Source organism: Chitinophaga sp., from assembly GCF_019236475.1.
Lineage (GTDB): Bacteria > Bacteroidota > Bacteroidia > Chitinophagales > Chitinophagaceae > Chitinophaga.
In genome coordinates, this window is sequence record NZ_JAFAIX010000012.1 from 1,169,370 (window position 1) to 1,189,709 (window position 20,340).

Sequence of the window (20,340 nt, forward strand, 5' to 3'; positions counted from 1 at the left end):
TAGCTTTGTGTCAACAGGATAAGTTGATCTGCATTACGATCGCTGTATGTAAAAACGAGCGGCGAACTTCGTAAAAATACCTGGGATAAACAAAGCGGGTACTAAAATTAAATGTAAAGTTTCCTTGAATTAATGAATCGTTAATCTGGAATTATCATCTAGCCACCCTAAATTTGCACGTTCGTAAAAAAATGTACTGTCTAGCCTAAATGCACGAGATGCAGGTTTGTCAGCCATGATCACAACGATACCTATACGAAGTACGAGTGCCTATAAATGTCAGCATATCTACAAGATAGATGATTAGCTTATTTAACAAACGTGTATTGTACAAACTTTAATGCATGAATAGATCTGCCAGGTTTTTTTCAAAAAAACTTTTTGCCGGAATTGGCTTTGTACTGGCTGCTCCTGCTGTTTTCGCCCAGGTGAAAAAAGACAGCGTTGCCGTACAAGAGCTGAAGGATGATATTAAAAGTAATATCCCGGTTGTGGTACTGGATGAGAATGATGCGGATAACAACACCGGCTCATCAGGCCAGAGTATTTCTTCGATCCTCTATGGAGGCCGCGATCCTTATTATTCCGGTGTATTCAATTTCAATGTCGCGAGGTTCAGACTTCGTGGTTACGATGCATCTTACTTTGATACCTATATCAATGGTGCGCCGGTTAAAAACCTTACCAATGGTTATACCTCCTGGAGTCTCTGGGGTGGCCTAAATGATGTAATGCATAGCAGGGTTACCAGTAATGGTCTGCGTCCTATCGATTTCGGTTTTGGAGATATCGGTGGTGCAAACTACATCGATATACGCGCTTCAAAGCAGCGTAAAGAACTGAGCGTAAGCTATGCACAGTCTAATCGTAACTATAATAACCGTGTAATGGCAAGTTGGTCGTCAGGAATGCTTGCCAATGGCTGGGCCTTCTCGCTGGCTGGATCTTTCCGCTATGCCGGCGAAGGATTTGTACAAGGTACTTATTATAACGGCGCCTCTTACTATGCTTCTGTTGATAAGAAAATCAACAAAAATCACCTGTTGTCATTCACTACCTTCGGTACGCCCACAGCCACCGGCGGACAGTCCGCTGCTACGCAGGAAATGTACGATCTCGCTGGAAGTAACTTCTACAACCCTTCCTGGGGATATCAAGAAGGCAAGAAACGTAGCGCTAACTACACTACTACTTTCCAACCGTTCTTTATCCTGAGCCACGAATGGACGATCAATAATAAGAGCAGTCTGAAAACCGCTGTGAGCTACAACTTCGGTGAAAGAGCCCGCACTGTATTAGATTGGTACAATGCACCAGACCCAAGACCAGATTACTACCGCAATCTACCTAGCTATGCTACCGATCCGGCTGTAAAAGCAATGCTGACAGACCTCTACAGAAATAATATCAGCTACCGTCAGGTAAACTGGGATAACCTATATGATGTCAACCGTCATAATGCTGCCGGCATGAAAGGTGTAGCTGGTCATATGTCCCGCTATATCCTGGAAGATAAAGTGACTTATACCAAGAAAGCAAACTTCAATACGGTATATAACACCACTTATGGTAAAAATCATGAGTTCACTGCAGGCTTCACTTATAACAGACAAGAAGACCGCAATTTCGAAAGGGTAAATGATCTGCTGGGTGGCGATTACTTCGTAAACCTCAATCAGTTTGCTGAAAGAGACTTTCCAGGTAATACCAATATGAACCAGTTTGATGTGGATAACCCGAACCGTATCCTGAAAAAAGGAGATGAATTCGGCTACAACTACACCCTGACGCTGAATGAAGCGAAAGCTTTTGCACAGACGGTACTGAAATTTGATCACTTTGATGTGTTCCTCGCTGGAAACTATACTTATACCAGCATGTGGAGAACCGGTAACGTGAGAAATGGTCTGTATCCTGATAATTCAAAAGGTAAATCTGATGTATTTACTTTCAATAATGTATCTGCAAAAGGCGGCGTGACCTATAAAATAGATGGTCGTAACTATCTGTTCGCAAATGCTGCTTATACTTCAAGAGCTCCTTTCGTAGAGAATGTATTTATCTCTCCTCGTAATCGTAATACAGCTCAGGGAGATCTTCGTTCCGAGAAAATCCTGGATATAGAAGCTGGTTATGTATTGAACTGGGAGAAACTGAAATTCCGTCTGAATGGTTACTATACCAACTTCAAAGATGGTATGGATGTACTATCTTATTATGACGACAGCTACCAGAACCTCGTAAACTACGCCCTGACCAATATTGGTAAAGAGCATTATGGAGTGGAAATCGGCGTGGAAGCTCCGATTTATAAAGGCCTGAGCGTGAAAGCTGCTGCTAATATCGGTCGTTACTACTATAATAGTCGCCAGAATGCGATTGTAACGGTAGATAACAGTTCTGCAATCCTGGCCAACGAAACGGTATATTCCAAAAACTACCGCATCGGTCAAACTCCGCAAGAGGCATATACTGTAGGCCTGAACTATCAAGGTAAGAAATACTGGTTTGCTAACCTGAACTTCAACTACTTTGATCAGATGTGGGTAGATATGAACCCTATCAGGCGCACAGAGCGCGCTACTACTGGCGTGAAACCTGGTTCTGATCTCTGGAAGAGCATCCTCGCTCAGGAGCAATTGCCATCTCAATACACTGTTGATATCTATGGTGGTAAAACCTTCTCTGTAAAAACTGGTAAAGTAAGATCTACACTGGTGTTTACCGCAGGTATTAACAACCTCCTGAACAATACCAAGATGAGAACTGGCGGCTTTGAACAGCTCCGTTTCGACTATACCGATAAAAACGTAAACAAATTCCCGGCTAAATACTACTACGCCTACGGTCTGAATTACTTTGTCAGCCTGGGTCTGAGAATGTAATACCGGCACCTGAATACATCTAACTAAATAAATAACTTATTAAATAATACATCTGATGAACAAATTGTGTAAACAATTCGTAAGGTTTTCTGGAGGTTTAGCCCTGCTGGGAGCATTAGCAATCGTTTCATGTAAAAAAACTTTTGACGAGCCTCCTTATAACAGTGGAGAGCCTGCCATCGTGGTTAATAGCGGCATCGCTGACCTGCAGGCGCTGTATAAAGGCAGCCCTGTAACTATCACCGACAACATGGTATTTTCCGGTGTAGTAATCGGTGATGATAAATCCGGTAACTTATTTAAACAGATTGTTATCCAAGATAGCACTGGCGGTATCAACATTCAGTTGGATGCATCTAACCTGAATGCAAAATATCCTATTGGTCGTAAAGTGTTCGTAAAAGCGAAAGGTCTGACCCTGGGCGCTTATGGCGGACTGTTGGAACTGGGTCTGGGTGTAAATGACCAAAACCAGCCAGTACGTATTCCTTCTGCTGTAATCGACTCTTTCCTGGTGGGAGGTAGCTCTGGCAACGTAGTAGTTCCATTGGAACTGACTGTGGATAAACTGAGCCAGAAATACCAGAATATGCTGATTACGCTGAAAGACATGCAAGTAGCTACTGCTGATATGAATAAAACCTATGCAGATACTACTAAAGCCGCTGCTAACGTAAATATCAACCTGGTAAACTGTGCTAGCGGTGCTGTAGTAATGCGTACTTCCAGCTATGCCAACTTCGCTGGTATTAAAGTGCCTGGTGGTAAAGGTAATATCACTGGTATCTATACTTTCTTTAACACTACCAGCCAGTTCGTGATCCGTGATACTGCTGACGTGCGCCTGATGACTGGCACTCGTTGCGACGGTACTTCTGCTACTACCATTACTATCGGCGATCTGAGAAAAATGTATAAAGGTGCGGATGTAGTAATCCCTGCTAATACTTCTATCATCGGTACCGTAGTTTCTTCTTCAGCGAACGAATCTACTGGCAACGTAAGAATTGCGCAGGCAGACAACTCTGCAGGTGTGCTCTTGTATACTTTGAAAGGTTCTCCTGACTATGCACAAGGATCTATCCTGAATATCAATGTAGGTGGTGCTACCCTGACAGCCTTCCAAGGTGAACTGGAACTGAAAAACGTTCCTATTGCCAATGTAGTAGCGAATGGTACAGGTGGTGTAACGCCACGTCAGACAGATGTGAAAACAGCTATCGCTAATAAATCTATCTGGTCATCTACCCTGGTAACATTGAAAAATGTAAACGTATCTGCTGGTACTCCTGCTGGTAGCGGTGCAAACTATACCATTACAGATGCAACTACCGGTAACATCGTAGCATATGTGAAAGATCCTGCTATCGCAATCAATGCTCCATTGACGAATGCAACTGTAACTGGATATTTATCCGTATTCTTGTCTGCAACCGCTACCGATACTGTAACTCAACTGGGACTGCGTTCTTCTAGCGACATTGTAGGTGGTGCGGTAAACCCTGCTACCAACATCGTACTGGGTACTTCTCCATATCTGATTGATTTTAATAATCTCAGCAATGGTCTGCCTGCAGGGGTTACGTTGAAAATTCCTACTGCTACAACTTTGGGTGCTGATCCTGCTGCAGCGAATGCGCTGAAACCAGCTTTGAGACCTATGTGGAAAGAAACAACCGGTGCATTCAAAAACTTAGCTTCTGCTAATGATGCCTCTATCACTGCAGCCAGCGATAGCCTGACCCAGGCAGCTTCTACAAACAGGGCACTGGGTGTTCGTCAAACAGGTACATTTGAAGCGGTTGCCTACACATTTGAAGTGAACGATACCAAAGGTAAATCGAACCTGAAAATGTCTTTCTCCCTGCAATCACTGGATGCTACCTCTGGAAGAACAACCACTTGGTATGTAGATTATGGTTTCGGCGATAATCCAAGCACTTTTACGAAAGCTACTAACGTAACTGGCACCCTGACAACAGGGGGACTGGCGCAGTCTAACAATACGATTAATGTAGACTTTGGCTCTGCACTGGATAACCAGACAGGTAAAGTATACATTCGTATTATCACCACAGCCGCTACTACTGGTACTGGTAACCGTGCTACCAGTGCTATTGATGATGTGAAATTCTCATGGTAATAGGGGCAACCCTTTCCTGCATGTCGTTCCTGCCCGATGGGCAGGAACGACGAAAAGATAAAAAAAGGATTGACGTCGCAGACGTCAATCCTTTTTTTATTCAGCTCTATTTTACACAATAAACATTTAACTGTTATCCCCTTGTAACGCACGTTGTTTGCTCCCCCAGGTGCTTAGTAAATCCAATATAGGAATCAATTCAGTAGCGGCAGGAGTAAGCGTATATTCCACGCGAATAGGCACTTCTGCAAATACGTTCCTAATAATGAGTCCATCTTGTTCCATGGATTTTAGCTGTAAAGTGAGCATACGTTCACTGATATACGAAAATTCCTTTTTGAGGTCGCTGTACCTGGAGGTACCTTTCCTGATTTTGTCCAATAGTAGTAGCTTCCATCGCCCACCTATTACGTGTACTGCATAAGACATATTACAGTTGATAATGAGCTTTTCATTTCGGGTATACGTTGAGCTTTGTTTTCTGGTTCCCATAACTAACTAACATGTTTGTTCGTACCACACAATTGGTAGTACCTATTCTAAAATTAATATCAACCACCTACTTTTACAAAAGAATTTCTGGCCAGACATTCTGCTAAACATTACATAAAGCAGAAAGTATATGAACTTACATTTAAGCGGGAAAAAAGCGGTTGTAACCGGCGCAAGTCAAGGGCTCGGACGAGCTATCACGAAAGAATTAGCGCTGGAAGGGGTGGAAGTATTGGCTGTAGCAAGAGATGAGGTAGCACTCCAGGAAATGAGAGATGAAATTATCCAAGCAGGAGGAGTAGCACCACAGTTGTTGAGTCAGGATTTCACCGCCGCCGATGGACCGCAGAAAATAGCTGCAGCAGCATTTGACCGATTGAAACAGGTAGATATCCTGGTGAACAATGCTGGCCGTAGTCAGCCTTTGGACGTGATAGGATCGGATGAAGCCTGGGAAGCCTCTCTTACACTTGATTTTACGCAGCACAGAAGACTGACCCAATTAATATTGCCACATTTTATGGAGCGGAAAGAAGGCGTTATCCTGAATTTGGCCAGTACATACGAATTACGTTCCGTCAATGCATCTGCTGTAGCCAAAGCCAGTCTGATCGTATGGGCTAAACAGTTAGCCTCTCAGTTGGCGCCTTATGGCATTCGGGTGAATTCTATCCAACCAGGTATTATTGACAGTGCGCAGATCAGGCGCATATTCGCAGGAGAAGAGCGTAAAAAATTTGCAGAGCGGGAAATACCCATGGGAGATTTCGGAAAGCCGGAGGATATCGCTAATATGGCTGTATTCCTGGCATCGCCCAGAGCGAGTTATGTCACAGGAACCGTAGCGGTAGTAGATGGAGGAATGAGAAGATATGCTTTTTAGGGAGACAGCCAGTTCTCGGTATAATACCGTCAAAAGAAAAAGCCGAAGTAGGATGATGTCCTGCTCCGGCTTTTCGTTTTCGTAGGGGGAAATAGGCTTATTTGAATAATTTTGCCTTCAGTTGTGTTCTGATTCCTTCAGGAATATTTTTAAACAGGTTGAGCGTAAGGCCTTGGTCTTTAATAGACGCGTTTACTCTAGCTTCCAGTTCATTAACGGTCAGTACGTAATTTTTCCAGGCAGCTTTTCCGGTACCGCTGGTGGTATACAAGGTATTGTCATTAGGCATGTCAACCGCCACGATGGTAGCATTGGCATCAATACGAGCAAGGTCGTTATTGCCTTTAGGAATTACCAGTATTACTTTCCATACAGAAGCAGGAACGGTAATATTACCATTGTCAACAGTTGTTACACTAACCGCGCTGGAGTTTTTGCCTCCTTTGCCATAAGAACCCATGATGATCCAAGCTTCATAACCGGTACCTACAAGGGTATTACGGGCATAGTCTTCCAGACCTTCCCATGGGCCTTGGTTTTGCATAGGCGCCTGCGGGATCATGTTGGTCATGAGGAAGGTGGTGTTATTGGCAATGTCAGTATTGGTACGGTCGCCGGAAGGACAATTATGTCCGCGGTCAAAACCACTGTTTTTATAACTATTTTCATTTACCGCATACCAGGATAAAGGTAGACTCGGGTCTGCGTGAAAATTATTGCTTCTACCGCTGCTGCCGATATCATCGGAAGAGAGGTGCCAGCTTACCCATACAGGCGTACCACGATTTTTACTATATGCTTCAACAAAATATTTCTGATCCATCAGATAGTTCTCAATCTGTGTCAGGTTTCTAGTAGCATCAGTAGGGTTGCCCAGCAACAGATGGGTATCATCGCTCAGAGAAGTGCCGTTATCAATAGGGCCATTGTCTACAGGTGGTTTATAGACGATGGTATCAGGTTTGTTTTGGTTTACTGGTGGTGCTGCTTTACGAATATCATCTTTGGTACAGGCGGCGATCACTAACATGGCGGCATAAATACCCCATAATCTGAAATTCAGTCTCATATAAGTTCGACGTTGTGAATTTAAACGTTAATGTTAAAGTACAATTAGGAATATAGTTACTATCGACGATTTTAGAGGACGCAATTTAGCGATTATTTCGTGGAATAGACCGTCAGGATAAATTCTTAATGAGTTGTTTATATTGCAATATTATCTTGATGATGAAAACTGGGATGGCAGCTATGTTTTTGATAAATTTGCTCCCCGAGTCAACAGTACGTAGCAAATTTGTTGTTTAAATTTTAATCCTTTACTATGAAGAAAAGTTTATTGTTGTTTGGTTTAATCCTTATTGGAGGTGGTGCATTTGCACAAGAAGTTAAATGGGGCGAAGCAGGTTCCCGTACAGATTACAGAAATAATGCTGACGATACGAGTAATCTTTCTGGCTTCTACCAAGCCTTTGACCCCATTAATTATCCTGCCGGAGCTGCTGATTGGTGGCATTTGTTGGATGTAAAGCACTCCAATCCTCAGAACCATTTTGCCATGCAGTTTGCGGGGAGTTTCTTTGATCAAAAACTGTATTTCCGGAAAACCCAGAATCTTCCTAATACGCCTTGGTCTCAGGTGGTATTGATCAGAGATGGTAAAACCGGATTGATGACCGATAATCCAAGAGCGCAATTCGATGTGGGATTGGCTTCCACAAATAATACAGAGGTAATTACCAGTATACTCGCACGCCTACCAGAATGGAATGATAATGCTATTGGTAACTGTCTGGCTGTAAAGGCAGGTAATACGCAACCCATAAACGCCCGATCTTATTCCCTGGAGCATTATTTTGGACCTTACCTCAATTCATCGATTAACTTTCATCGGGGAGCTAATGCCGGAGATGGATTTCTTACTTTTGCCACCTCTGCGGGTTCAGAAAGAATGCGTATCACCTATTGGGGAGATGTTGGTATCGGAACAACCGCACCTCAGTCAAAACTGGCGGTGGCAGGTACTATCACCGCACAAAAAGTAAAAGTAACCGCGACCGGCTGGCCTGATTATGTGTTTGCAGATGATTACCCATTACCATCCTTATCAGCAGTGGAAGAATATATCCGTACCCATCGTCATTTGCCTGAAATTCCTGCCGCTAATGATGTTGAAAAGAATGGCCAGGACCTCGGAGAAATGAATAAAAAACTCTTGCAAAAAGTAGAAGAACTTACCCTATACGTAATTGAACTTCAAAAACAGGTCAATGCCCTACAGGAAAAAGTGAATAAATAATAAGTGTGAAGCCTGGCGAATGCCAGGCTGTTGTTTTATAGATAGGCTAGTATCATCACTCATAGTTGTCTTGTTCCCAAAATATCCAAGTATTGCTATGATATGGCAACAAAATTGCATAGGAATGTTGTATCTTTTATACCTAGATATTTCCCTGTATGCCAGGTTACTATGAACTAACAATAGAGCAAAATCGGTTAATCCTCATTAAAAACAGACAAAGAGTAATTATCCTCACGATCCTGTTTTCTGTGCTCACAATATCTGCTGTTACTTATTTTTCCCTCGCGGAATATATGGCGGGCGTAACGCAGTTACAAGATAATTATATCTCACTCATCATCTTTGTTGCACTAATGTTGGGAGTAGCAGTGTACACCATTGTTCGCACATTGAAGGATAAGGATATTGAGATTATCCGCGAAGGGAAAACGCATTTTTATGTCAATGGAGAATTCCTTCCAATCAATACGCAAACGGATTACCTGGAAGCCCGAAAGCAAAACAACTCGAAGGGAATCCCCTACTACACTTTATTCATTGTAACAGAAACCCGTCAAATCCAGATCTGTAGAAGAATGAGGAAGAATGATTATGAACGAAACAGTACACTAATCGCCGACTTTTTAGGCGTTCCTATTAAATTAGGAAAACCCTGGATAGTACGACAGGTACGGAAATGGATGGGGCGTTCAGATAAAGTGTCATAAGTCTTCCTATATAAAACTGTGTTGCGTGGCTTACTATCAACTTACAATTGAGAACGATAAACTATCGCTGACCAAAAATCGGAAGGGTGCTATTATAAACACGATTATAATAGGTGCTCTCATGATAGCGGTTCCCATAATAGTATTCATCAGTAAACGTTTAGAAGAACCCCATCCGAAGATAGAGAGAGAAGGTGTTTTCACGATGGTAATATTTTCTATCCTGTTTTTAGATCAGCAGCTTTTTATGTGATTAAATCTTCCTATACACTCATTTCTAAACCTATACCTTTTAATTCAATGCACTATGTTTAAGTTCAACCAATTTACAATCGAGAATAACAGAATTTTAATTACAAAGAACCGAATAATGAGACTCGGCTTCCTATTCTTAATGGCTGCACTGAGTGTCGGTTTTATCATCTTCTTTATGCAATCGGTGGAGCTCTTTAAAGGTAATAACTGGGTATTTAAAGGTTATTTCGTTTTAATAATTTTCTCGTTCTGCTATCATCTTATCATCACTTTACGAGATAAAGACATTGAAATTATCCGCCATAGTGAACAAACTTTTGATCTTAATGGGGAACGTTTATTACTGGATAAAAATACGGATTCCCTGGAGGTCCTCGAATCCAGTGGTAGAGGAGGCTCTTTCTATAGTATCAAATTGCACTATGGAGATCGGAAAGTAGAACTCTGTTACGGGCTAAGAGAGAAAGATTATGACGCGTATATGCCACAAATAACTAGTTTCCTAGGATTGCCTGTCACCAAAGGACGTCCTTGGTATGCTAAAATATTCGGATAACCTTAAAGGTTAAATCCCCTTGCATTATTACCAATTATAAACTGGTGTAATGCTGCAACCGCATTAATAAATGATTATGATTTTTATCGTAGAGAGGCCGTTGCTTTTACTTCGTAATTGAATACTGTATCTTCGTTTAATCACAATCATGAACATTCCTGCATGAAAATTTTATCTATTGTACTGGGAGCCGGATTACTGACTACCCAGGCATTTGCACAAACTAAGCTAGATGTACAAGCGCATCGTGGCGGTATGGGACTGAAGCCGGAAAATACGATTCCTGCCATGATCAATGCCATCAAACTGGGAGCCCGCACATTGGAGATGGACTGCATCATTTCCGCAGATAGTAAAGTAGTGGTATCGCATGATGCGTATATGTCGGCAGCCTTTATGCGTAAGCCAGACGGATCTGATATTTCCAAGGAAGAACAAAAGTCATTGATTCTCTTCTCTATGCCTTACGATAGTATCCGTAAATATGATGCGGGTACCAAACCTTATGATCGTTTTCCACAACAGGATAAATTCAAAACTTATCGCCCACTGCTCTCCGAGCTGATTGATAGCGTGGAGGCATATGTGAAAAAGAATCACCTCAAACCTGTTTATTACAATATCGAAACCAAGTCGGAGTTAAACGGCGATGGTCGCTTGAATCCTACGCCAGATGTGTTTACAGCCCTGGTAATGGAAGTAATCAACAAGAAAAAAATCGCCAACAGGGTTACCATCCAGTCTTTCGACCCGCGTACCCTACAAGTATTGCACAAAACATTCCCGAAACAAAAAACAGCATGGCTCGTTGCAAATAAAGAAAGCTTCGCAGACAACATTAAAACATTAGGATTTACGCCATCTATTTACAGTCCTGCGTTTCAGATGGTGACCGCAGACCTGATTAAAGAAGCACACGCACAGAAAGTGGAAGTATTACCCTGGACGGTAGATGAAGTAGCAGATATGAAGCGAATGATGGAATTAGGGGTAGATGGGATTATCACCAATTATCCGGATAGACTAATTAACATCACTGGTAGTTATCAGAAAAAATAAATTTGGCGATACGCTCCTGCCTATCGTCCCTGCTGGGTATGGACAACGAAAAGACGCTCCTGTCTTTCGTCGCTGCCAGGCATGGACAACGAAAAAACACTCCTGTCTGTTTTCCCTGCCCGCAGGGCAGGGAAAACTAAAAAAACAGCCTCTTTAATGGGGCTTACTCGTAAGTAAATTTAGTTCAGAATAGAACCATTCAGTCTACGTAGTTCCGTTTCTGCCAACTTAGTATTATAGCGGGCTAATATCAGCCTGGTATAAGAATCCTCCAAACTCTGCTGCGCTTGTTTCACTTCAATGGTAGTAGAAACACCCTGTTTGAATCTTTCCAACGCTACCATCATGTTTTCTTTCGCCAGCTCTAAGTTCTCTTCTTCCAGTGCCAAGGCCTGTTTGTAATATTCATAATCTTTAAATGCATTGCTCAGCGACAGCGATATCTGCGATTTAATGTTGTCTAAAGAAATATGTTGATACTCCAAATCCAACTGTGCATTGCGTACTTGTCGTTTCACATTAAAGCCATTGAAAATAGGTACTGTAGCAGTTAAACCATAGTTCAAGACCCCGTTCCTATTGAATTTCGGGCTAAAGTTATTCGATGCCGCGTTAGACGTATTCCTGTTGAAGTTGTACGCAGAGTTGAAAGAAACAATTGGGAAATAGTCCGCTCTCTTTTCTTTAACGGTTAATGAAGAAACGGCCACATTCTGTTCTTGCACTTTAATGCTGGCGTTATTCTGTGCAATATTCTCCTGCAATTCGCCCAGTGATAATGCGGAGTTCAGTGGAATAGAGTCTACCACATCATAAAAAGTAGAGGTCTCTGGTACGGCCATCAGTTGATTCAATAAGGCTTTGCTTTGCTCTATTACTGTTTGCTGACGCAGATACAACGCTTTCTGCGCATTCAGGTCCACTTTAGATTGGAGCCAATCTGTTTTAGGTCCCAGTCCGGTTTGAAATTTCGCATCGGAGAGTTTCACTCTTTCCTCGGAAATAGACATTTGTTCTGCCAGGGCTTTCAACTGTTGCTTTTCCTGCACGATGTTGTAATAGCCGCCAATAACAGTAGCAATGCTATTTTGCACCTGGCTCTTGATGGCCAGTTCCCCAAGGTTTTTGATGGCTTCCAGTTTATTACGGGTAGCGAACATCTTCATACCATCGAATAATGTCCAGTTGAGATTGACGCTAGCATTGACGTTCTGCCCTTTGATACCGCTGGTATCTCTTTTAGTACCGTTGGCGAATTCCTGTTTGGTGGCAGTACGACTCCAAGTGGTACCGGCAGTGGCATTGAGTCGGGGGGCAAATGCGAAATTCGCATAGGCGTAATCGTTAGCAGACATCTCTGCCGTATTTTTTGCCAGACGTATATCGAAGTTATTTTTCAGCGCTACATCTATCGCCTGTTCCAGTGTAAGCACCTGCTGCTGTGCCATCGCTACTGAACCAGCAGCGATGATGCACAAAACAGACAAACAAAATTTAGCTATATAATTTTTCATATTTCTCTAAAGTAAATTTAAGCGTGCGCCATTTCCGTCTCTGCCTCAGCTTCTTCCTCTTCTTCTGATTGACCAGTTTTCCTGCGACTCAAATAGGTATACATGGCAGGAATTACGTAGAGTGTCAGTACCAGGGAGAAGATAATTCCTCCCACAATCACAATACCCAAAGGAATACGGCTAGTGGCCGCAGCTCCCAAGGACATCGCGATTGGCAGTGCACCCAGCGCCATGGCCAAGCTCGTCATCAGGATCGGACGCAAACGCAAAGAGGACGCAGTAATTACCGCAGCAGATTTGTCGATACCCTCGTCCCGCTTCTGGTTCGCAAATTCCACGATCAGGATACCATTCTTGGTAACAAGACCAATCAACATAATTACCCCAATCTGTGAGAAGATGTTCCACGTCTGGTTAAAGAGCCAGAGCGATAACAATGCACCGGCAAATGCCAACGGTACAGTAATCATGATAATCAGCGGATCGATCCAGCTTTCGAACTGTGCTGCCAAGACCAGGTAAATCAGTATTAGAGCCAGACTCAGCGCAAACATAGTATTGGAGCCACTCTCTGCATAGTCGCGGGATGAGCCGGATAATGCCGTGCTATAGTTATCATTCAATACATGGTCTTTCTTCAGCTTTTCGTATATGCGATACATTTCCTTGATACCGTCCCCAATGGTTTTGCCAGGGGCCAGACCTGCGGAAATCGTAGCGGATTTGAATCGGTTGAAGTGATAAATGATAGGAGGACTCGTTTCTTCTTCTATCGTTACCAGGTTGTCTAGCTGAATGGCTTCTCCGCGAGCGTTACGCACATACAGGTTCTGAAGATCGTTTGGATCATCTCTGTCTTTACGGAAAACTTGCCCCATTACCTGGTATTGTTTTCCGTTTCGGATGAAGTAACCATAGCGCAAGTTACTCAGGGCCAACTGCAGGGTCTGGGAAATATCCTGTACAGATACTCCCAACTGCGTAGCCTTATTACGATCAATATGTATACGTAGTTCTGGTTTGTTGAATTTTAGGTCGACATCAGTCCCTTGGAATACAGGGCTATTCCCCACTTCGTCCATGAATTTAGGTAACACGGAGCTGAGTGAGTCAAAGTTGATATGTTCCAGTACGAAAGCAATCGGCAGACCGCCACGACGTCCTACCTGGATGGTCTGTTGCTCAATCGCAAACACCTTACCGGTAGGGAATTTGGCCATATTCCTATTGACCATATTCACAATCTCCTTCTGGGATCTTTGCCGTTCATTTGGCTCCGACAGCATGACGTTCACAAATGCACTGTTTACCGCACCGGCGCCACTAAAGCCCGGGGAAGTCACACTCAGCACGATTTTACGTTCAGGTACGGAGTCGGCCATGAACTGTGTCAGTCTGTCTACATAATTATCCATATAGTCAAACGACGTCCCTTCCGGTGCGGTCACCGACAAACGGAAGGAGCTTCTGTCTTCCAGGGGCGCCAATTCCGACTGCAATACCTTAAACAGACCATAAATCATCCCCAAGCAGGCCAATACAATCAGTACGGCTGTCCAACGGAAACGCATAAACGATTCCAGGGAGTTTTTATAACCATCTTCCATCCAGCGGAAGAAAGGTTCGGTTTTCAGGTAGAACCAGGAATGGGTATGTGTTTTACGACCAAGTTTAACGTTGAGTACAGGCGTCAGGGTTAGGGAGACGAAAGCCGAAATCAATACAGCCCCTGCCACCACAATACCAAACTCACGGAACAACTGTCCTACGAAGCCTTGCAAGAAGATAATTGGGAGGAATACGAACGCCAGTGTGATGGACGTAGCGATGACCGCAAAGAAGATTTCTTCAGAACCTTCGCGGGCTGCACGCATACGTGGCATACCGGCTTCGATCTTTTTATAGATATTTTCCGTTACCACGATTCCATCATCCACCACCAGACCGGTAGCGAGTACGATCGCCAGGAGGGTCAGGATATTAATGGTGAATCCGCAAGCATACATGATAAAGAATGCCCCGATAAGAGATACCGGGATATCTATCAGTGGACGGAAGGCCATGAGCCAATCGCGGAAGAAGAGGTATACAATGATGATCACCAGTGTTAACGCGATGATGAGGGTTTCCTCCACTTCTTCAATAGATTTCTTAATGAAGCGGGTGTTATCCATCGCGATATTGATGTTGATATCATCAGGTATTTCCTTTTGCAGTTGTGCATATCGTTTATAGAACTCATCTGCAATGGCCACATAGTTGGAGCCTGGTTGCGGGATCAGTGCGAGGGAAATCATCGGGATACCGGATTCCTTCAGTACAGTTTCCTCATTTTCCGGGCCTAGAACGGCCTGTCCGACGTCGCGAATCCGTATCTCGCTACCATTGACATTCTGGATAATCAAGTTATTAAAATCATCTTCGCTGACCAATCGGCCGAAAGTACGCACGGTGAAGTCGGTGGCATTACCGGCAATTTTACCGGAAGGCAGTTCCACGTTCTCTCGTTTGAGGGCTGCTTGCACATCCGACGGCGTAAGGCTATACGAAGAAAGTTTTGCAGGGTCCATCCAGATACGCATCGCATATCGTTTCTCTCCCCAAATTTGGATTTGGGAAACCCCTGGGATGGTCTGGAGTTTTTCCAGGAGTACGTTGGTACCGTATTCTGTTACTTCCAATTGGTTGCGCGTATTACTCTGCACCGTCATGGAGATGATCGCGTCAGAGTTGGCGTCCTGCTTGGAAACTACCGGGGGCGCATCGATATCTGGCGGAAGACTGCGCAGTGCCTGGGAAACTTTATCGCGCACGTCGTTGGTGGCGCCTTCTAGGTCCTGACCCAGTTCAAATTCCACGGTAATATTGCTGCTACCTTGGCTACTGCTGGAGGAAATATTTTTAATACCAGCGATACCATTGATTTGTTTTTCCAATGGCTCGGTGATCTGTGTTTCAATAATATCGGAGTTGGCGCCCGCATAGGAGGTGCGCACGTTTACGATAGGTGGGTCGATGGCAGGGAAGTCCCTGACGCCCAAGAAAGTAAAGCCCACAAGACCGAATATCACGATAATGATATTCATCACAATTGCCAGTACGGGCCGTTTAAGGGAAAGCGACGGCAGACTCATAATTCATTATTCAGGTTACTTGATCTTGTTGTATTTCAGTGGTGCGCCCGGTTTCAGTTGGAGGATACCGGAAGTGATCACTGTATCGCCTGGTTTCAGGCCGCTGGTAATTTGCACGCTGTTTTCATCGCGGATACCGGTTTCCACTATTACAAATTTGGCTCTGCCACTGTCGGCCACAATTACTTTTTTATCGCGGGTACCAGGAATAACAGCTTGAGAAGGAATCATCATCGCATCTGGCAGATCTTTCAGATTGATCCGGATTTTGGCAAAAGAGCCAGGGAAGAGGATACCGCCATTGTTCGGAACGATGGCACGGAGTTTAACCGTACGCGTAGCCAGGTCAATTTTTGGATCGATCGCATAGATGCTACCGTTGTAGGTATGTTGATCGCCAGCCACCGTGAAGCCGAGTTTATCCCCATTTTTCACCACATTTCTATATTTCTCAGGAACGGTGAAGTCAATTTTGAGGGGATCTATCTGTTGGAGGGTGGTAATCACCACCGCATTGGATACGATCGCTCCCTCGCTGACATTGCGGAGACCCAGGCGACCACTGAAGGGCGCGCGGAGTTCTGTTTTTTGCAGTTGCGTTTGCGTATAGTCCATATCAGCAGCATATGCACTTACTTGGTTGCGGGTAACGTCCACATCTTGGCGACTGATACCATTTATTTTAAGGAGGTTTTCTTGCCTCTCAAGGGTCGTTTTTGCCAGTTGTTGCTGTAATTTCAGTTTTTGCAGTTGGGCTTTCAGGTCCTCATCATAAATTTTTACGAGGAGCTCTCCTTTTTTCACATTGGTACCTTCTTTAAAGAAAAGGCGGGTAATACGGCCATTAATTTCCGGTTTCACTTCCACTTCTTCATTGCTCTGGAGCGTTCCGCTAGCGTCGATAAATTGGTCGATAGGGGATGTTTTTACAATAAAAGCATCAATCACCACCTGAGATTTGCCGGGGCCACCTTTAGCAGGAGCGGCAGTTTCAGCAGATTTGGTGCCGGCTACCTTTTTATATATAAAGAAAGCAGCGATGCCGGCAATCCCCACAATAGCAATTGAGCGGAACGTACGTTTGGCGTTGGACATTAAATACTAGCGTTTAGAATTCGATGATAGCATTAAGGGAAGAGCCACAGTTAAACAACACAGCATCCTCATAAGCCCGACAAATTTAATAAAATGGATGAGCTGGAAGGATATGATTACTGTTAATTACCGTTAATGCTTTAGATAAGTGGCGAAAATTACGGTTGAGTGGGAATTATGGTACAGATATTATATGAGTGGTATCCGAAATATGGGTTTTTCGGATGATTATCTTATTAAATCTTAAAATCGGGAAATCCGTAAAGTATTCACTGTATTGGTTTTGCGAGGATTTTCGGATATAGATGAGGGTTAAAATTTGGCCTTCCTGTTGGCAATTCAATAAAAATTATATTTTTGCAGTCAAGTTTTAAACCAAAAACACTTAAAATTATGTCAGACATTGCATCAAGAGTTAAAAAGATCATCATTGACAAATTGGGCGTTGACGAAGCCGAGGTAACTCCTGAAGCCAGCTTCACCAATGACTTAGGCGCTGACTCTTTGGATACGGTAGAACTGATTATGGAATTCGAAAAAGAATTCAACATCTCCATTCCTGACGAACAAGCTGAAACTATTACTACTGTTGGCCAGGCAGTTGCTTACCTGGAAGAACACGTAAAATAATCCTACTAATCAGAATTGTTTTAATGCAACCAAGACGAGTTGTCGTTACAGGTTTAGGCGCTCTTACACCGCTCGGCAATACTGTAGCCGATTATTGGCACGGATTGACGAACGGTGTATCCGGCGCGGATTATATCAAGCAATTTGACGCTTCCAAGTTCAAAACCCGTTTTGCTTGCGAACTGAAAAATTTCGATCCTACTAACTACCTGGACAAGAAGGAAGCCCGTAAAATGGACCCCTTCACCCAAACAGCGGTTATATCCGCAGATCAGGCTATACTTGACGCCAAGATAGATGCTACTAAAATTAATGCCGACCGTGTTGGCGTTATTTGGGGCACCGGCGTGGGCGGTATGATCAATTACAGTAACGAGCTGAAAGAATTCTATACTGGCGACGGGACTCCCCGTTTCAGTCCTTTCCTTATTACCAGGCTAATCACTGACATCGCTGCTGGCTCTATTTCTATCCGTCACGGTTTCAGAGGGCCTAATTTTTCTGTGGCTTCTGCCTGTGCATCTGCTACCAATGCGATCATTGAAGCAATGTACAATATCCGCTATGGTAAGGCGGATATGGTGATTACCGGTGGCTCAGAAAACGTCATCAATGAGCCTTGCGTAGGTGGCTTCAATGCCATGAAGGCTTTATCCGAAAGAAATGATGATCCTAAAACTGCCTCCCGTCCCTTCGACCTCGATAGAGATGGTTTCGTAATGGGCGAAGGCGCCGGTGCACTGGTACTGGAATCCCTGGATCACGCGTTGGAAAGAGGAGCTAAAATATATGCGGAACTGGCTGGTGGCGCTGCTACCGCAGACGCATATCACATTACTGCTCCACATCCGGAAGGTTTAGGTGCACGCAATGTAATGAGTCAGGCACTGTTAGATGCCGGCCTTACTGCCAGCGACATTGACTATATCAATGTACACGGTACTTCTACCCCACTGGGTGATATCGCCGAAATCAAAGCTGTTCAGCACGTATTTGGTGAAAATGCATATAAGATGAATATCTCATCCACCAAATCCATGACCGGACACCTCCTCGGCGCCGCCGGTGCTGTGGAATCCATCGCAGTTATTATGTCCATCATCGATGGCATAGTACCTCCTACTATCAACCACTTTACCGACGATCCCGCATTGGATCCTAGATTAAACTTTACCTTTAACACCGCACAACATAGAGAAGTAAGAGCCGGATTATCCAATACCTTCGGGTTTGGTGGTCATAACGCCTCTGTTATATTCAAAAAATTTGTTCCTTGATCTTTTGATTGTGTGAATTTACTGCCAGGATTTTTATATCGACTGATATCCAGAAAACGGCACTTGTACAAAGAGCTGCATAACTTACTGGGCTTCCCGCCCGGTAATTTTGCGCTGTACGAGGTCGCACTGAGCCACCGTTCCAGCAAAGAGAAGTTTCTCGAAAGCAATGAACGGCTGGAATACCTCGGCGATGCCATTCTGGGAGCAATCGTAGGTGACTACCTATTTAAAAAGTATCCATATAAAACGGAGGGATACCTCACCGAGATGCGCTCTAAAATCGTGAACCGCCAGCAACTGAATGATATCGCTATCAAAATGGGGCTGCGCAAACTCACGATATACGATAAATACAATAGCTTCTTGAAAATTTCCCAGATCTTCGGGAATACCCTCGAAGCGCTTGTTGGCGCCGTATACCTGGATAAAGGCTATAATAAAACACAACAATTCGTTCATCGCCGCATTATCATGCCGTATATCGATCTCGAACAACTGGAAACAGTGGAGATGAACCATAAAAACAAACTCTATGGATGGGCCAACAAAAATGGCAAATCCCTGGAATTCGAACTCCTCGAGGAACAAATGGATAACGGCCGACGTATATTCACCGTTGGCGCCGTAGTAGATGGACAACTCATCTGCAGCGGAAAAGCATTTAATAAAAAAGATGCCAGCCAGATCGCAGCCTCTCAGGCTATCCAGATCCTTGGCCTCGGCGATGATTCCAAAGACTAATAGACGGCCCGCTGACCCGCGTCTGCCCGACATCTTCTCTTCATGCTGCTATGCTACCGCATGACGCAATATCGTTTTCAGCTTTTCTGGAGCCGTTTTCCTGAAATCTGATAGATAAATCTCATGATGCCGTCCTTTAAACTGTAGATGATGGGATTGTATATACGTTTCCATCTTTTTCAAGCTGGCCGGTTCCTCACTGAAAGGCCCCACATGCAATATTTGAATGGCCCTGCCCCCTTCCATGTGCTTGATATCCACTGCTCTAAGTCGGTGGTTGTTCTTTTTCTTCTCCGCTGTGGTTACCGCTTGCGCAAACTGCTGATGGGTAACGGTATCGGGTATACGAATGACCAGTTCGTAATGCCATTGACTCCGAGGAACCGTTAAAGGGTCTACCGTGGTATCTTCTACCCACCAGTATCCTTCCAGTTTACTGACTACAAAGTCCTGTCCTATCTGCTTGTTCAAGAATTTTATCCCATAACCTATTGTATACAAGGCTTCTACGTCTTCTGAGAACGCAGGGCCGTCAGGGTCGCCTTGCCCGGTAATGCTCAGAAACTGGGCATCTTCAATATTGACCAGTTCCACCGCTAATCCGGCCGTATAATAACTTTTGTAGGCTTTGGTTAAATCCAGTTTATCCATTTCCGTTAGTTTA

Annotated in this window: 16 protein-coding genes; 10 read left to right on the forward strand and 6 right to left on the reverse strand. The window is 43.9% G+C overall.

Annotation, left to right across the window (positions count from 1 at the left end; all coding sequences use genetic code 11):
- The first annotated feature begins 344 nt into the window (after positions 1–344).
- Together JO154_RS21030 and JO154_RS21035 are read left to right on the forward strand one after the other, a co-directional pair.
- Positions 345–2,885 (forward strand): TonB-dependent receptor, encoded by a 2,541-nt coding sequence (locus tag JO154_RS21030; protein WP_291949190.1) that lies wholly within the window; start codon positions 345–347, stop codon positions 2,883–2,885.
- A gap of 55 nt (positions 2,886–2,940) precedes the next feature.
- Positions 2,941–5,028, forward strand: coding sequence for a DUF5689 domain-containing protein (locus JO154_RS21035; RefSeq protein WP_291949192.1), 2,088 nt, complete (start codon positions 2,941–2,943; stop codon positions 5,026–5,028).
- A 126-nt stretch (positions 5,029–5,154) separates the two neighbouring features.
- Here JO154_RS21035 and JO154_RS21040 read toward each other — a convergent pair whose 3' ends face one another.
- On the reverse strand, positions 5,155–5,520 hold the full coding sequence (locus JO154_RS21040; RefSeq protein ID WP_291949194.1) for a helix-turn-helix domain-containing protein: 366 nt from the start codon (positions 5,518–5,520) through the stop codon (positions 5,155–5,157).
- Positions 5,521–5,650: 130 nt separating this feature from the next.
- Here JO154_RS21040 and JO154_RS21045 point away from each other — a divergent pair, with 130 nt between their 5' ends.
- Positions 5,651–6,403, forward strand: coding sequence for an SDR family oxidoreductase (locus JO154_RS21045; protein ID WP_291949196.1), 753 nt, complete (start codon positions 5,651–5,653; stop codon positions 6,401–6,403).
- Between the two features lie 97 nt (positions 6,404–6,500).
- Here JO154_RS21045 and JO154_RS21050 read toward each other — a convergent pair whose 3' ends face one another.
- Positions 6,501–7,472, reverse strand: a complete 972-nt coding sequence (locus JO154_RS21050; protein WP_291949198.1) for a DNA/RNA non-specific endonuclease — start codon at positions 7,470–7,472, stop codon at positions 6,501–6,503.
- A gap of 255 nt (positions 7,473–7,727) precedes the next feature.
- Here JO154_RS21050 and JO154_RS21055 point away from each other — a divergent pair, with 255 nt between their 5' ends.
- From JO154_RS21055 to JO154_RS21070, 4 genes are all read left to right on the forward strand, one after another.
- Positions 7,728–8,702 carry a hypothetical protein gene (locus JO154_RS21055; protein ID WP_291949200.1) on the forward strand — a complete coding sequence of 325 codons (975 nt, stop codon included), beginning with the start codon at positions 7,728–7,730 and terminating at the stop codon, positions 8,700–8,702.
- Between the two features lie 158 nt (positions 8,703–8,860).
- Positions 8,861–9,412 carry a hypothetical protein gene (locus tag JO154_RS21060; RefSeq protein ID WP_291949202.1) on the forward strand — a complete coding sequence of 184 codons (552 nt, stop codon included), beginning with the start codon at positions 8,861–8,863 and terminating at the stop codon, positions 9,410–9,412.
- 370 nt (positions 9,413–9,782) lie between these two features.
- Positions 9,783–10,223 (forward strand): hypothetical protein, encoded by a 441-nt coding sequence (locus JO154_RS21065; protein WP_291949204.1) that lies wholly within the window; start codon positions 9,783–9,785, stop codon positions 10,221–10,223.
- A 162-nt stretch (positions 10,224–10,385) separates the two neighbouring features.
- Positions 10,386–11,282, forward strand: coding sequence for a glycerophosphodiester phosphodiesterase family protein (locus JO154_RS21070; RefSeq protein WP_291949205.1), 897 nt, complete (start codon positions 10,386–10,388; stop codon positions 11,280–11,282).
- A 179-nt stretch (positions 11,283–11,461) separates the two neighbouring features.
- On the opposite strand, the gene JO154_RS21075 is transcribed toward JO154_RS21070, so the two are convergent.
- The 3 genes from JO154_RS21075 to JO154_RS21085 are packed head-to-tail and all read right to left on the reverse strand — an operon-like array spanning position 11,462 to position 17,025.
- Positions 11,462–12,796 (reverse strand): TolC family protein, encoded by a 1,335-nt coding sequence (locus tag JO154_RS21075; protein WP_291949207.1) that lies wholly within the window; start codon positions 12,794–12,796, stop codon positions 11,462–11,464.
- A gap of 17 nt (positions 12,797–12,813) precedes the next feature.
- On the reverse strand, positions 12,814–15,930 hold the full coding sequence (locus tag JO154_RS21080) for an efflux RND transporter permease subunit (RefSeq protein WP_291949209.1): 3,117 nt from the start codon (positions 15,928–15,930) through the stop codon (positions 12,814–12,816).
- A gap of 15 nt (positions 15,931–15,945) precedes the next feature.
- Complete coding sequence (locus JO154_RS21085; protein ID WP_291949211.1) at positions 15,946–17,025, reverse strand: efflux RND transporter periplasmic adaptor subunit; 1,080 nt, start codon at positions 17,023–17,025, stop codon at positions 15,946–15,948.
- A 393-nt stretch (positions 17,026–17,418) separates the two neighbouring features.
- Here JO154_RS21085 and JO154_RS21090 point away from each other — a divergent pair, with 393 nt between their 5' ends.
- The 3 genes from JO154_RS21090 (at position 17,419) to rnc (ending at position 19,676) form a co-directional block, all read left to right on the forward strand.
- Positions 17,419–17,655, forward strand: coding sequence for an acyl carrier protein (locus JO154_RS21090; RefSeq protein ID WP_012788038.1), 237 nt, complete (start codon positions 17,419–17,421; stop codon positions 17,653–17,655).
- A 23-nt stretch (positions 17,656–17,678) separates the two neighbouring features.
- Complete coding sequence (gene fabF / locus JO154_RS21095; protein ID WP_291949213.1) at positions 17,679–18,932, forward strand: beta-ketoacyl-ACP synthase II; 1,254 nt, start codon at positions 17,679–17,681, stop codon at positions 18,930–18,932.
- Between the two features lie 63 nt (positions 18,933–18,995).
- Entirely contained in the window at positions 18,996–19,676 is a 681-nt protein-coding gene (gene rnc, locus JO154_RS21100) for a ribonuclease III (protein WP_291949215.1), read from the forward strand.
- Positions 19,677–19,724: 48 nt separating this feature from the next.
- Here the strand turns inward: rnc and JO154_RS21105 are convergent, their stop codons facing one another.
- Positions 19,725–20,327, reverse strand: a complete 603-nt coding sequence (locus JO154_RS21105; RefSeq protein WP_291949217.1) for a GyrI-like domain-containing protein — start codon at positions 20,325–20,327, stop codon at positions 19,725–19,727.
- Positions 20,328–20,340: the final 13 nt, after the last annotated feature.

What these genes read in the sequence shown, in the direction of transcription:
- JO154_RS21030 (WP_291949190.1), top strand. Translation starts at nt 345, where the DNA reads ATGAATAGATCTGCCAGGTTTTTTTCAAAAAAACTTTTTGCCGGAATT.
- JO154_RS21035 (WP_291949192.1), top strand. Translation starts at nt 2,941, where the DNA reads ATGAACAAATTGTGTAAACAATTCGTAAGGTTTTCTGGAGGTTTAGCC.
- JO154_RS21040 (WP_291949194.1), bottom strand. Translation starts at nt 5,520, where the DNA reads ATGGGAACCAGAAAACAAAGCTCAACGTATACCCGAAATGAAAAGCTC.
- JO154_RS21045 (WP_291949196.1), top strand. Translation starts at nt 5,651, where the DNA reads ATGAACTTACATTTAAGCGGGAAAAAAGCGGTTGTAACCGGCGCAAGT.
- JO154_RS21050 (WP_291949198.1), bottom strand. Translation starts at nt 7,472, where the DNA reads ATGAGACTGAATTTCAGATTATGGGGTATTTATGCCGCCATGTTAGTG.
- JO154_RS21055 (WP_291949200.1), top strand. Translation starts at nt 7,728, where the DNA reads ATGAAGAAAAGTTTATTGTTGTTTGGTTTAATCCTTATTGGAGGTGGT.
- JO154_RS21060 (WP_291949202.1), top strand. Translation starts at nt 8,861, where the DNA reads ATGCCAGGTTACTATGAACTAACAATAGAGCAAAATCGGTTAATCCTC.
- JO154_RS21065 (WP_291949204.1), top strand. Translation starts at nt 9,783, where the DNA reads ATGAGACTCGGCTTCCTATTCTTAATGGCTGCACTGAGTGTCGGTTTT.
- JO154_RS21070 (WP_291949205.1), top strand. Translation starts at nt 10,386, where the DNA reads ATGAAAATTTTATCTATTGTACTGGGAGCCGGATTACTGACTACCCAG.
- JO154_RS21075 (WP_291949207.1), bottom strand. Translation starts at nt 12,796, where the DNA reads ATGAAAAATTATATAGCTAAATTTTGTTTGTCTGTTTTGTGCATCATC.
- JO154_RS21080 (WP_291949209.1), bottom strand. Translation starts at nt 15,930, where the DNA reads ATGAGTCTGCCGTCGCTTTCCCTTAAACGGCCCGTACTGGCAATTGTG.
- JO154_RS21085 (WP_291949211.1), bottom strand. Translation starts at nt 17,025, where the DNA reads ATGTCCAACGCCAAACGTACGTTCCGCTCAATTGCTATTGTGGGGATT.
- JO154_RS21090 (WP_012788038.1), top strand. Translation starts at nt 17,419, where the DNA reads ATGTCAGACATTGCATCAAGAGTTAAAAAGATCATCATTGACAAATTG.
- fabF (WP_291949213.1), top strand. Translation starts at nt 17,679, where the DNA reads ATGCAACCAAGACGAGTTGTCGTTACAGGTTTAGGCGCTCTTACACCG.
- JO154_RS21105 (WP_291949217.1), bottom strand. Translation starts at nt 20,327, where the DNA reads ATGGATAAACTGGATTTAACCAAAGCCTACAAAAGTTATTATACGGCC.